General features: G+C 64.0%; 9 protein-coding genes and 1 pseudogene. 5 read left to right on the top strand and 5 right to left on the bottom strand.

Annotation, left to right across the window (positions count from 1 at the left end):
• Positions 1-200 precede the first annotated feature (200 nt).
• Positions 201-632: a hypothetical protein gene (locus ABIB06_RS21490; RefSeq protein ID WP_247445369.1), complete on the bottom strand. Its 432-nt coding sequence runs from the start codon at positions 630-632 to the stop codon at positions 201-203.
• Positions 633-825: 193 nt separating this feature from the next.
• Positions 826-1059, bottom strand: a complete 234-nt coding sequence (locus ABIB06_RS21485; protein ID WP_354050287.1) for a hypothetical protein — start codon at positions 1057-1059, stop codon at positions 826-828.
• Between the two features lie 218 nt (positions 1060-1277).
• Between ABIB06_RS21485 and ABIB06_RS21480 the strand changes: the two genes are divergently transcribed.
• Both ABIB06_RS21480 and ABIB06_RS21475 read left to right on the top strand, forming a co-directional pair.
• On the top strand, positions 1278-3809 hold the full coding sequence (locus tag ABIB06_RS21480; protein ID WP_354050286.1) for a glycogen/starch/alpha-glucan phosphorylase: 2532 nt from the start codon (positions 1278-1280) through the stop codon (positions 3807-3809).
• Between the two features lie 94 nt (positions 3810-3903).
• Positions 3904-4719: an acyl-CoA thioesterase gene (locus tag ABIB06_RS21475; protein ID WP_354050285.1), complete on the top strand. Its 816-nt coding sequence runs from the start codon at positions 3904-3906 to the stop codon at positions 4717-4719.
• A 165-nt stretch (positions 4720-4884) separates the two neighbouring features.
• Here the strand turns inward: ABIB06_RS21475 and ABIB06_RS21470 are convergent, their stop codons facing one another.
• The 3 genes and pseudogenes from ABIB06_RS21470 to ABIB06_RS21460 form a co-directional block, all read right to left on the bottom strand.
• Entirely contained in the window at positions 4885-6501 is a 1617-nt protein-coding gene (locus ABIB06_RS21470; RefSeq protein WP_247445374.1) for a phosphoenolpyruvate carboxykinase, read from the bottom strand.
• A 311-nt stretch (positions 6502-6812) separates the two neighbouring features.
• Positions 6813-9434, bottom strand: a pseudogene (locus ABIB06_RS21465) (CHAT domain-containing protein).
• Positions 9435-9510: 76 nt separating this feature from the next.
• Positions 9511-10260, bottom strand: coding sequence for a HugZ family pyridoxamine 5'-phosphate oxidase (locus ABIB06_RS21460; RefSeq protein WP_354050283.1), 750 nt, complete (start codon positions 10258-10260; stop codon positions 9511-9513).
• Positions 10261-10500: 240 nt separating this feature from the next.
• On the opposite strand from ABIB06_RS21460, the gene ABIB06_RS21455 reads away from it, so the two are divergent.
• The 3 genes from ABIB06_RS21455 (at position 10501) to ABIB06_RS21445 (ending at position 13645) form a co-directional block, all read left to right on the top strand.
• On the top strand, positions 10501-11202 hold the full coding sequence (locus tag ABIB06_RS21455) for a response regulator transcription factor (RefSeq protein ID WP_007597749.1): 702 nt from the start codon (positions 10501-10503) through the stop codon (positions 11200-11202).
• 116 nt (positions 11203-11318) lie between these two features.
• Positions 11319-13124 (top strand): sensor histidine kinase, encoded by a 1806-nt coding sequence (locus ABIB06_RS21450; protein ID WP_354050280.1) that lies wholly within the window; start codon positions 11319-11321, stop codon positions 13122-13124.
• A complete protein-coding gene (locus ABIB06_RS21445) occupies positions 13121-13645 on the top strand; it encodes an HPr kinase/phosphorylase (RefSeq protein WP_247348698.1) in 525 nt (174 codons plus the stop codon). The genes ABIB06_RS21450 and ABIB06_RS21445 overlap by 4 nt, the downstream gene beginning before the upstream one ends.
• Positions 13646-13712 lie beyond the last annotated feature (67 nt).

Raw genomic sequence — 13712 nt, 5'->3', positions numbered from 1 at the left:
GGCCACACTGCTCCAGGCGGAACCCCGCAGCCACGATACCGTGTTCATGGTCCGTGTGCAGCGCCGGTTCGGAGCTGGGGGCTCATGGTGAGGAGGCGCGTGAGCGCCGTCTCGAACCATAGAGGCCCGGGTCTCGCAGCTCGGGCCTCTATCCTTCGAGACGCGCGCAAGCGCGCTCCTCAGGATGAGGAGCGAGAGCACTACCTACCGATGATCACCCCGATCACGTTCGGCGCCGCCAGATATTTCTCCTCGATCGCCGCGCGCGCGGCGGCGCGGTTGTCCGCCGTGAGCAGGCCGCGCTTTTCGGCCAAGATCATCCAGCAAAAGCCCCACCAGTCGGTGAGCATGCCCTGATCGTCGACGAGGTCATAACCCTGCTCGGCCGCGAAGATGCGCGCATGCGCTTCGTCCAGCGTGTCGAGAAACAGATGGTCCTCGGCCGAGAACAAATCGTCGCTGACGTCGTCGATGGTGTAGCGCCAGATCGACTGGCACACCGCGTTGAACTCGCGGTCGAACTGGTCGTCATCGACGGCATAGCGCCGCGCCGCCTGATGCAGCCGCGACAGCGAGCGCGCGAAATCGGCGATCCTGGTGAGGGCAAATTGATCGAAGGCAATGGTGGACATGTAGTCCTCGCAAAGTCTGACGGACGCTAGATATTGTGGTCGGCCGCACGCCGAATCACGATGATATATCAAAGACTTGCTAAAGTGTTCTTAATTTGTTCCGACGACCATGCGGATGGTGAGGGAAACGTCCGTCGCCCTGGCGAACGCCAGGCTGACGATGTGGAGGCGGTTTCGCTTCGTCTCAACTCCCTCAATTCACCGCCGACATCAGCCTGTCCCCACAGGTGCTCGCAAAAAACTTGCCTCCGCATTGGCGCTTGATGGCGGCGCAGCGCATGGCGGGGGATGCGTTTTGCGGGAGAGTGACGGCGCAACTCAGGCCGTCGGCGCTGCGGCCCATCTTGCCGGCGGCGAAGGCTGCGCCGGAGGCGGTGATGCAGACGACGAGGAAGGCGACCGCGGCGATTTCGATCAGCAGTCTCATCAGAGGCTTCATGGGACGTCTCCTCTACACTGAAGGCTGAATCTGCCGCCATTCTAGCACCAAATCCACGTTTCCCCGTAGGCGTCCGGGTTCCCAAATCGGCCCGTTCCTTGCATAATTTTACGCCAGCGCAGTGCACGGCCGCGCCAGCGATGGTTCCGGTACGGTGCCAAAATGCGTAGGGTGAGTAGTAGTCTTTCGACCAGGAAGTGACGGCTTTGCAAGATTCATCGTTCCAGCCCAATTTTCCCGCACCCGCACCCGGCCAGCCCATCGACGAACTCGCACTGGCTGAGATCAAGGGCGCGATCCTGGCGAAGCTGCGCCTCGCCGTCGGCAAGGACGCCGGCATGGCGACCAGGCACGACTGGTACCAGGCCGCGGCGCTGGCGCTGCGCGACCGCATCGTGCATCGCTGGCTCAGCGCGGAGAAACGCAGCTACGATGCCGGGCGCAAGCGCGTCTATTATCTCTCGCTCGAATTTTTGATCGGCCGTCTCTTCACCGACGCGCTCAACAACATGGGGCTTCTCAAGATCTTCGAGGTCGCGCTCGGTGATCTCGGCGTATCGCTGCCGGAGCTGCGCAAATGCGAGCCGGACGCCGCGCTCGGCAATGGCGGCCTCGGCCGACTTGCCGCCTGCTTCATGGAAAGCATGGCGACGCTGTCGATCCCCGCGATCGGATACGGCATCCGTTATGATTACGGCCTGTTCCGCCAGATCATCAATCAGGGTTGGCAGCAGGAATATCCGGACGAATGGCTCGGCTTCGGCAACCCCTGGGAATTGCAGCGGCCGGAAGTGATCTATGACATCAATTTCGGCGGCGGCATCGAGCATGTCGACGACAAGGGCCGCGACCGCGCGATCTGGCATCCGTCCGAAACCGTGCAGGCGATCGCCTATGATACGCCGATCGTCGGCTGGCGCGGTCAGCACGTCAACGCGCTGCGACTGTGGTCGGCGCGCTCGCCCGATCCGTTGAAGCTCGACGCCTTCAACAAGGGCGACTATGTCAGCGCCACCGCCGAGCAATCGCGCGCGGAAGCGATCTGCAAATTCCTCTATCCGAACGACGAGAGTCCGGCGGGACGCGAGTTGCGGCTGCGCCAGGAATATTTCTTCGTCTCGGCTTCGCTGCAGGATCTGATCAAGCGGCATCTTGCGTCGGACGGCCAACTCCGCAGCCTGTCGAGCAAGGTCGCGGTGCAGCTCAACGACACCCATCCGAGCCTCGCCGTCACCGAGCTGATGCGCATCCTCGTCGACCTGCACAATTTCCGCTGGGACGAAGCCTGGAAGATCACGGTCGCTACGCTATCCTACACCAACCACACGCTGCTGCCCGAGGCGCTCGAGACCTGGCCGGTCGAGCTGTTCGAGCGGCTGCTGCCGCGGCATCTCGAGATCATCTACCGCATCAACGTGCAGCATCTCGCGCTCGCCGAAGCGCGCGCGCCCGGCGACATCGACTTCCGTGCCTCGGTCTCGCTGATTGACGAGAGGAGCGGGCGGCGCGTGCGCATGGGCCAGCTCGCCTTCGTCGGCTCGCACCGCATCAACGGCGTCTCGGCGATGCATTCGGACCTGATGCGCGAGACCGTGTTCCACGACCTCAACCATCTTTATCCCGGCCGCATCACCAACAAGACCAACGGCATCACCTTCCGCCGCTGGCTGATGCTGGCGAACCCGAAGCTGACAGATTTGTTGCGCGAGACCTGCGGCGACGCCGTGCTCGACGATCCGACGCAGCTCAGCCTGATCGAAGCTCGCGCCAGCGACGTCGAATTCCAGAAGAAGTTCCGCAGCGTCAAGCTTCACAACAAGACCGCGCTGGCGCGCCTGATCGGCGAACGGCTCGGCATCAAGGTCGATCCGACCGCGCTGTTCGACGTGCAAATCAAGCGCATCCACGAATACAAGCGCCAGCTTCTCAATGTGATCGAGACAGTTGCACTGTACCAGGCGATCAAGGACGACCCCAACGGCAATTGGGTGCCGCGGGTGAAGATCTTTGCGGGCAAGGCCGCGGCGAGCTACCGCTACGCCAAGCTGATCATCAAGCTGATCAACGACGTTGCGGAAGTCGTCAACAACGATCCCGCGATCGACGGCAAGCTCAAGGTCGTCTTCCTGCCGGACTACAATGTCAGCCTCGCCGAGGTGATCATTCCGGCGGCCGACCTGTCCGAGCAGATATCGACCGCCGGCATGGAAGCCTCCGGCACCGGCAACATGAAGCTGTCGCTGAACGGTGCTCTCACCATCGGCACGCTCGACGGCGCCAACATCGAGATCCGCGACCATGTCGGCGCGGAGAACATCGCGATCTTCGGCATGGAAGCCGGCGACGTGATGATGCGGCGCAAGCAGGGGCTGGACGCCTCCGACGTGATCCGCAATTCGCCAAAGCTCCAGCGCGCCATCAATGCGATCGGCGCCGGCGAGTTCTCGCCCGGCGATCCCGGCCGCTTCGAATCCATCGCGCACGCGCTACGCTACCTCGACCATTACATGGTCAGCGCCGATTTCGATTCTTATTACGAGGCGCAGCGCAGCGTCGATGCGCGCTGGCAAGTGGCGCCGGCCTGGACGCGCGCCTCCATCCTCAACGTCGCGCGCATGGCGTGGTTCTCCTCCGACCGTACCATCCGCGAATATGCCGAGGAAATCTGGAACGTACCGGTCAATCCGATCACGCCGCCATTCCAGGACGCGGAGGACCAGCGCGGCGCGGCCGGCTGATTTTCCGCAGCGTGAAATCGGCTACTCCAGAGGTAATTGCACAGGCCGACGACGGACGTGATATGACGTCCGTCATTGAGCGCCGGACATGACAATGCACGCCAAGCTTCCGCACCCTTTCGACGACGCCACCCGCATCACCGCGGGCGATAGCAGCTGGCAAGGGCACACCAGTGACGATTACTGGGCCTTCGTCGGCCCGTTCGGCGGCGTCACCGCGGCGACCATTTTGCGCGCGCTGATCGACCATCCGGAACGCGCCGGTGATCCGCTGGCGCTTACCGTCAATTACTGCGCGCCGATCGCGAAGGGGCCGTTTGATCTCGACCTGCGGCTGGTGAAGGCCAACCGCTCCAGCCAGCACTGGAGCGTCGAACTGTCGCAAGGCGGCGGTGAGGTCGCAACGCTCGCCACCGCCGTGTTCGCCGAACGCCGGCCGTCCTGGGAGCACAGGGTGGCGCAATATCCTGACACTAAGCCGTTCGAAGAGACGCTGCCGTTCCCGAAGATCGCGGCGTCCTGGGCCAACCAGTATGAATTCCGGTTCGTCGAGGGCGAGATGAGGATCGGGCCGCCGCAGGCCGAGCTCGCCAGCACCTATTCAAAAATATGGATCGGCGACCGCACGCCACGCAAGCTCGACATGCCGTCGCTGATGTCGATGTCGGACGCCTTCTTCGGCCGCATCTTCCACGCGCGGCGCGAGCTGGTGCCGTTCGGCACGGTGTCGCTGACGACTTACTTCCACACGGACAGCGAAGAGCTCGCGGCCGAGGACATCACCCGCGTGCTCGCGACGGCCGATGCGAAGATCATGCACAAGAGCTACGCCGACCAGAACGCCGAGCTGTGGTCACCGAACGGGCGACTGCTCGCGACGACAACGCAGATTGCGTATTTCAAGGCGTAGGCGCTTCCGCGGATTCGTCATTGCGAGCACAGCGAAGCAATCCAGACTATTTCCGCTGAGGGATTCTGGATTGCTTCGCTGCGCTCGCAATGACAAGTGGAGAGATATCGCACAAACAAAAAGGGCGGCGTTGCGACCGCCCTTTTGTATTCAAGCAGAAGCAATCTACTCCGCCGCGAGCTTCACGTCCGGCGCAGCGGCGCGGACCTCGGCGTCGACCTGCGCTTCGAACTTGGCAAAGTTCTTCTGGAACATGCCGACCAGCGCACGGGCGGTCTTGTCGAACTCGTCCTTGTCCTTCCAGGTGTTGACCGGGTTGAGGATCTCGCTCGGCACACCCGGCAGCGCGGTCGGGACCGCGAAGCCGAAATATTTGTCGGTGCGGAATTCGACGTTGCGAAGCGAGCCGTCGAGCGCGGCGGTGAGCAGCGCGCGCGTCACCTTGATCGGCATACGCGAGCCGGTGCCGTACTTGCCGCCGGTCCAGCCGGTGTTGACCAGCCAGCAGTCGACATTGTGCTGGGCGATCAGGTCGCGCAGCATGTTGCCGTAGACGGAGGGGTCGAGCGGCAGGAAGGGCGAACCGAAGCAGGTCGAGAATTCCGGCTGGGGCTCGTTGCCGAGACCGCGCTCGGTGCCGGCGACCTTGGCGGTGTAGCCCGACAGGAAGTGATACATCGCCTGCGCCGGCGACAGCTTGGCAATCGGCGGCAGCACGCCGAAGGCATCGGCGGCGAGCATCACCACGTTCTTCGGCTGCGGCGCGCGGCCGGTGCGCGAGGCGTTCGGGATGAATTCGAGCGGATAGGCCGAACGCGTGTTCTCGGTCTTGGAGCCGTCGTCGAAATCGACCACGCGAGTGTCTTCGTCGAGCACGCAGTTCTCGAGCACCGCGCCGAAGCGCGTCGAGGCCGCGTAGATCTCGGGCTCGGCTTCCTGCGACAGCTTGATGCACTTGGCATAGCAGCCGCCTTCGAAATTGAAGACACCGTTCGGGCCCCAGCCGTGCTCGTCGTCGCCGATCAGCGTGCGGTTGGGATCGGCGGACAGCGTGGTCTTGCCGGTGCCGGACAGGCCGAAGAAGATCGCGGCATCGCCCTTGGCGCCGACATTGGCCGAGCAGTGCATCGGCATCACGCCACGCTCCGGCAGATAGTAGTTCAGCGTGGTGAAGACCGACTTCTTCATCTCGCCGGCATAATAAGACCCGCCGATCAGCACGATCTTGCGGGCGAAATCAATCGCGACGACGTTCTCCGACTTGCAGCCATGGCGCTTCGGATCGGCGCGGAAGCTCGGCATGTCGATGATAGTGAGCTCCGGCGTGAAGCTCGGCAGCTCGACCGCCTCGGGGCGGATCAGCAGCGTGCGGATGAACAGCGAATGCCAAGCGAGCTCGGTGAAGACGCGAGTCTTGATGCGGTAGGCCGGATCGGCGCCGCCGTAGAGGTCCTGCGCGAACAGCGACTTGCCTTCGGCGTGCTTGAGGAAGTCCTGGTAGAGCGTCTCGAACTGCTCAGCCGTGATCGACTGGTTGCCGGCCCACCACATCTTCTTGTCGGTGGTGGCGTCGCGCACCGTGAACTTGTCCTTGGGGCTGCGGCCGGTGAACTCGCCGGTGTCGGCGCAGAGCGCGCCGTCGGCCGACAGCACCGCCTCGCCCGCGGAGAGTGAGTATTGATAGAGTTGCGGCGCACCGAGGTTCCAGTGAACCTGCTTGAGATTCTTTAAACCAAATTTGTCGGCACCGAAGGCACCGTTGCGCACGCCCGTCTCTTGCACGAAAAATCCTCCTAGAACCCGCGACTCTCAGCGCGATCATGCTTTAGCGCCGTCGCGGTCACCGTGAATGATAGGCCATCCGGCCTCGGCTGCGCGACCTAATACTGATGAACGCTGGCGTTGCCAAGCTGATCCCGCAGGATTTGGTTTATTCAAGGACCGCGCCAAACGCCGCGCATGTCAGCTCTGAGCAGGCGCATCAAAAAATCACGAATGATCGCGCAACCAAATGCACGTTTCGGCGTTTCCCAAGGTTATTGCGACGCACAAATGCCCAAGGACAGTTTCTCTGAGCAATTTCTAACGCCGTCCTATCGTGCCTCGCCTTCGCCGATGAGCGCGAACGGCCCCCACATCGCGGGATAGGCATTGCGCGGTGACGAGGTGTCATCAACATAGGTTAACATCGCGCGGCGCAAAGCTTCGGCACGACCGATTTTTGGATCGTTTTTGAGCAACTCGAAAGTCGTCGTGGTCAGGCGGGTGGCAGCTTCCGAATCCACCGCCCAATGCGAGACCAGCAGCGCGCGGGCGCCGGCATAGAAGAACGAGCGTGCCAGTCCCGACAGCGCCTCGGCGGCGGGCTTGTCGCCTGCGATGGTGTTGCAGGCCGACAGCACAACCCAATCCGCATTGAGCTTGAGCTGGGCGACTTCACTCGCGGTGAGCAGACCGTCGTCGAGCTCCGTGGGCTGATCGGGAATGGAGAGCGCGAGCGAGGGCTCACCCAGGCCCTTGATATCACCGGCAACGAGGCCGTGGGTGGCAAAGTAGATGATGCCGTATTGAGCAAGCGCTGCACGCTTGAGCGTCGTCTCGCTGGCGTCGCGGTCGAGATGGATATCGGCCTCGGCAGCCCCGACATCCCTGGCCACCGCGTTCAACTCGTCGGCGGTATCCGGCAGTTGCGGCAACGCCTGCGCAAGCCGCGCGCGATCGACGCCGGCACCGCGCCAGAAGTCGGTATAGGCGATGGTCGCGATGCTGCGCGCGGCGACCTTGCCGTTCGCGGCGCGCCGCTGGGCGGGCGCTTCAAGCGCAGGATTGAACACGGGATCGCCAAAGCCGGTCATCGGCTTCACGCCATGATCCCTCCGCGCGAAGGCGCGCAGCGATTTCAGGCTGACCACCGACGGCAGCACCGAGACGGCCTGACGCCGCAGCAGCCAGGCGGCGCCGCGATAGCCTTCGAGCGTGTCCGGGATCGCAGCCGGTGGCTTCTCCGTGACGAGCAGATGAAACGGCAATGCAGTCAGCGCAGCCGACGGCACCACCAGCAGGCTGCGCTTGTCCTTCGTCAACGCCTCGACCGGACCGAGCAGCGCGACATGGAGTTCGTTGGCCAGCCCGAGATCGAACAATCCGGATTTGCCGGACGCATCGCGCGCCTTATCGCGCGCCTTGCCGATATCGAGTCCTTTGCGGAAGGCAGTCACCTTCTGCGCCAGCGCATCCGCCCCGAGTGGAATCGCCTTCCAGTCGACGCCCTCGCGTGTGATCGCGATGACATAGCTCTGCTTGTCGACGACGGAGTAGAGCACCATCGCCTCGTCGGCCGACAGCAGCGGCTGGATGTCCTTTACTGTCAACGGCAGGGGATTGGAGAGCGACGCATAGTCGGGAAACTCGACCGCGAGCGTCTTCTGCGAGCCCGCACGCTCGTTCGCAATCATTGCGATCCGCGCGCGGCTGCGCTGCTCGGCTGCGAGATCACGCTGGGCGGATTGCTTCGACACCGCGGTGACGATCGCTTTGTCGAGTGCCTCGGATTCAGCCGCAAGATCCTGGTCCCGGCGCACCAGTTCGGCAAGCCGGTCGCTGCCGGCGGCAAGCCGAACCGCGAGCTTGTTCACGGCGGCCGCGGCGGAGGATTGCGTGCCGCGCTGGATCGCGGAGAGGGCCTGGTCCAGCGCCTTGTCGCCCGGCAGCAGATCTTGTTGGCGCGCGGCGAACAGGACCGGCAACACGACGCGCAACTGCGCGCGATCGTCCCGCAACGTCTTTTCCGCAAACGGCAATGCATCCGCGGTGCGCCCGGACACGTAGAGGAAATAAGCGAGATTGCCGGTCGAGGTCGCGACCTCTGGATGATCGGGCCCGAGCGCACGTTCGCGGATGACCAGCGCACGGCGATAGATCGGCTCGGCGTCGGCGTAGCGCTGCTGGTGCTCGTCGAGGCCGGCGAGATTGTTGAGGGAGCGCGCGACGTCGGGATGTTCCGGTCCCAGCACCTTCTCGCGGATCGCGAGCGAGCGCTTGATCGGCGCTTCCGCGTCGGCATCGCGGTTGAGATCGCGATAGACCTGGCCGAGATTGTTCAGGACCGTGGCCACCGCCGGATGCTCGGGGCCGCCAGCCTTCTGGTAGATCGCCAGCGCCCGCTGAAACAGTGGCTCGGCGTCCGCATAGTGCTGCTGCTTCACATAGAGCGTGGCGAGATTGTTGAGCGACTGACCGACGTCGGGGTGCTCGCGCGACAGTCCCTTCTCGCGAACGGCGAGCGCACGCTTGAACAGCGGCTCGGCCTCGGCATAACGGCCCTGCCGCTGGTAGAGCGCGGCGAGATTGCTCAGTTCGGCTCCAAGCAGTGGGGTTTCGAGACCGAGCGATCTTTCCATCAAAGCGATGGCGCGCTTGTAGAGCGGCTCCGCCAGATCGTCGTGGCCCTGACCGGCGTGAACCTAACCAAGGTTGTTCAACGCGGCGGCGAGTTCGCGACCGGTGTCGCTCTTCTCCAGGCTCGCGACCATGCCTTGCGCCAAAGGTAGTGCTTCCGAATATTTGCCGGCGCTCATGAGTGCGTTGATCCGCGCGCTCTCCGCGGCGAGACCTTTCTGGGCGAGACCTTTCTGGGCAAAGCTTGGCGTGACAAGCGATGCGGTGATCGCGAGCGCCAAACCCGCAACCAGCGCCAGTCGATTACATCCTGCCATGAACACTCTCGCCGCCGCCTTCGGACCGGTTACGGTACCGATTACGGACTTGGGTCGCGGCGGTGGGCAGCAGCGTTCAAATTGTTGCGCTCGGGTCCGTCTTTGTGCGCGCTTCGCCAGCGAGGCGGACCAGCATCTTGCGCAGCGCCGTGCCATCAGCCACCCGCTCCGGGAATTCCAGCCGGAGCACGGTCTGGCCCTCCTGCATGTCGATGCCCTCAGGATCGCAACCGGTGCAGCGCCAGTCGCCCTCGGCCGCGTCGAGCAGTTTTGTTGCATAGAGGCCCATGGCGTCGCGGTGGTCGGCATTCATGTGCGCGACCGCTCCCTCCTCCGCCGCCAGCAAATCCTCGGCCCCGGTGAGGTCCGTGAGGAATTGCCCGGGCTTGAGATCGACGATGCGGCCGAAGCCGGCAACCAGATGGGTTCCCGTGGGCCGGATCCGGTAGAAGGAGAAATCCTTAAAGGAAACAAACGCTTCCGCAAAGGGATGGGCAGCGAGATACCGTCGCCGGAGCAGATCCTTGTCGGCATCGGCCTGCTCGGCGTGACCGGACAGCATGATCCGGGCGCCCTCCAGGGGATCGCCCGCCGCCCGCTCGTCCAGCATCAGGGAGACCCGGCTATCGGCCAGGATGTTCCTGGTGTGCACGGCCAATCCCGAGATCAGCAGGATGGGCGAGCCATCCGGATGGCTGGCCAGATTGACCAGGGAACAATAGGGATCGCCGCTGCCGGCCATCAACGTTGCCAGGGCCCCCTGCCGCGACCGCCGCAGCAGCGATTTGGCGAGCTTTCCGGGGTCGAAATCGGAGGTCGGTTGCATCGGCTTTCTCGGCTCAGGTGGTTGCATGGAGGGCCATTTTTCGGGTAAACCGGGGCCTGGTTATGGGTCGAGATACGGCGAACCTGCCGTGTTTCGTGGAACTTGGTCACACTTCAGCCTAGCTTGCATTGCTCGGTAACAAGGTTCGACTGCCAAATCGGCACCCATCTATGCGGCGCACCACTGGATTGCTCGCCGTTTTAAGCCACGATTCAAACGGAAAGCAGAAAGCAGAGGCTCATGCCCACAATCGCTTTGGTCGACGACGACCGCAACATTCTCACATCCGTCTCGATCGCGTTGGAAGCCGAAGGCTACCGCATCATGACCTACACCGACGGCGCCTCCGCGCTTGACGGTTTCCGCACCACCCAACCCGATCTTGCCATCCTCGACATCAAGATGCCGCGCATGGACGGGATGGAGACGCTGCGCCGTCTCAGGCAGAAATCCGACCTGCCGGTGATCTTCCTGACTTCCAAGGACGAAGAGATCGACGAACTGTTCGGCCTCAAGATGGGCGCCGACGACTTCATCCGGAAGCCGTTCTCGCAGCGCCTGCTGGTCGAGCGCGTCAAGGCCGTGCTGCGCCGGTCGGCGCCGAAGGACCCGACCGTCACGCCGAAGGAGAACGACGCCAAGGCGCTCGACCGCGGCCTGCTGCGCATGGATCCGGAACGGCATACCTGCACCTGGAAGAACGAGCCGGTGACGCTGACCGTTACCGAATTTCTGATCCTGCAGGCGCTCGCGACCCGGCCCGGCGTGGTGAAGAGCCGCAACGCGCTGATGGACGCCGCCTATGACGATCAGGTCTATGTCGACGACCGCACCATCGACAGCCACATCAAGCGACTGCGCAAGAAGTTCAAGGTGGTCGACAACGAGTTCGAGATGATCGAGACGCTCTACGGCGTCGGCTACCGCTTCAAGGAAGCCTGAGGCGCACGCGCCTTCACCAAAGACTGAGAGCATCGCCGGTTCTGATTCCATCACGACCGGGATGGCTCTAGGATGCGAGGACCTTCGCACGAGTTGTCCTAACGCGGGCGTGAGCATTGCTTGACCGAACGCAGCCTGACGAGAACCAGAACGCCGAGGACGTCACCGCCCACGGCGATCCGGATCAATTGGCCGATGACAAGCCGGCCGTGCACGGCTGGCGGCCGCTGAACTGGCTGACGCGCGCCGGGCAGTTCTTCTTCGCGCTGTCCTTCTCGAGCCTGACCCGCCGCATCGTCTCGCTCAACCTCGCCGGCCTCGTGGCGCTGGTGGCGAGCATCCTTTATCTGTCGCAGTTCCGCGCCGGCCTGATCGACGCGCGCGCGCAGAGCCTGCTGGTGCAGGCGGAGATCATCGCCGGCGCGATCGCGGCCTCCGCGACGGTGCAGACCAACGCCATCACCATCGATCCCGACCGGCTGCTCGACCTCAAGCCGGGCGAGACCTATGGCGGGTCGGACGAGTATTCGCCGCTGGATTTTCCGATCAATCCGGAGCGCGTGGCGCCGGTGCTGCGCACGCTGATCTCGCCGACCAAGACGCGCGCCCGCATCTACGACCCGAACGGCAGCCTGCTGGTCGACAGCCGCAGCCTCGAGACCGTGGTGCGCTTCCCCCTGCCGTCGGTCTCCGCCGAGAACCCGGGCATCGTCGAACGCGGCATGGTCGCGGTCCGCACCTGGCTGAACCGCGGCGACCTGCCGCTCTATCGCGAGCTCGGGCCCGAGAACGGCAACGGCTATGCGGAGGTGGGCGACGCGCTCCAGGGCCAGAAGCGCTCGATGGTGCGGGTCAATTCGCGCGGCGAGGTGATCGTCTCGGTCGCGGTCCCCGTGCTGCGCTCGCGCGCCATCCACGGCGCGCTGATGCTGTCGACGCAGGGCGACGACATCGACCAGATGGTCACCGCCGAGCGCCTCGCTATCCTCAAAGTGGGCGGCGTCGCCGCCGCGGTCATGATCATGCTGTCGCTGCTGCTTGCGAGCACGATCGCGGGGCCCGTGCGCCGGCTTGCCGACAGCGCCGAGCGCATCCGCCGCCGCATCAACACCCGCGTCGAGATTCCCGACTTCACCCGCCGTCGCGACGAGATCGGCCATCTCTCCGGTGCGCTGCGCGACATGACCAGCGCGCTCTACAGCCGCATCGAGGCGATCGAGATGTTCGCTGCCGACGTCGCGCATGAATTGAAGAACCCGCTGACCTCTTTGCGCTCCGCGGTCGAGACGCTGCCGCTGGCGCGCAACGACAACAGCCGCGCACGCCTGCTCGAGGTGATCGAGCATGACGTCAAGCGGCTCGACCGGTTGATCTCGGACATCTCCGACGCCAGCCGCCTCGATGCCGAACTGCAGCGCCAGGATGCGATCCCGGTCGACCTGCGCCGCCTGTTGACGACGCTCGTCTCCGTCGCCAATGAAACCAAGCTCGGCCATGACGTCGCGGTCGAAACGCGCTTCGAAGGCCGCAGCCCGACCGACAGTTTCGCCGTGACCGGCCACGATTCGCGGCTCGGACAGGTGGTCTCCAACCTGCTCGCCAACGCGCAATCCTTCTCCGAGCCCGGCAACAAGGTGCGCCTCACCTGCCGCCGCGTGCGCGGAGAGATCGAGATCGTGGTCGACGACGACGGTCCCGGCATCCGCGACGACGCGCTGCAACGCATCTTCGAGCGCTTCTACACCGACCGACCACATCAGGGCTTTGGCCAGAACTCCGGCCTCGGCCTGTCGATCTCCAAGCAGATCATCGACGCCCATGGCGGACGCATCTGGGCGGAGAACCGCCCTGGCCCGCCGGACGAGGACGGAGCGCCTACCGCTGTCGGCGCGCGCTTCGTGGTGAGGCTGCCGGCACTATGAGCGAGGGCGGCCCCAGCATTCACGCCTCCGCCGTCAAGGTGGGAGATCTGGCGGTGCTGATCCGCGGGCCTTCCGGCTCCGGCAAGTCGCGCCTTGCGTTCGATTTGATCATGGCGGGGCGCAGCGGCGTGGTCGAAAGGGCCGTCCTGGTCGGTGATGACCGTGTCCATCTGGCGACAGTCGGCCGCGAAATTGAGGTCCGCCCGAGCAGGACACTGGCCGGCCTGATCGAAATCCGGGGGCTGGGAATCCGCCGCTGCGACTTCGTGGAGCATGCGACCGTCGGCCTCGTGGTCGATCTCGACGCAGCGGACGCGGAGCGGCTGCCAGCGGCCGAATCCCTGAAAACAAGCATTTTAGGTGCCGAAATACCGCGAATCCCGGTTGGCCGCGACTATTCGCCACTTCCTTTGGTTGTCGCCGCCTTGACCACTACCAAGAGTTCATCTTCCGTTAACCCTTCAGGCGATTGTTTGAAGGGAAATGGTAACCATATGAACCCCACACTCGCGACCGAATAGACCGGCGCAGCTCCCCTCATCCATCCGTCTAGATTCAGGGAGATACGCAACATCCCCTCTTGCGCGG

It is taken from the genome of Bradyrhizobium sp. LB8.2, assembly GCF_040548035.1.
GTDB lineage: Bacteria > Pseudomonadota > Alphaproteobacteria > Rhizobiales > Xanthobacteraceae > Bradyrhizobium.
Note: the sequence above shows the minus strand (reverse complement) of the source record. Positions and strands in the feature narration are given on the sequence as shown.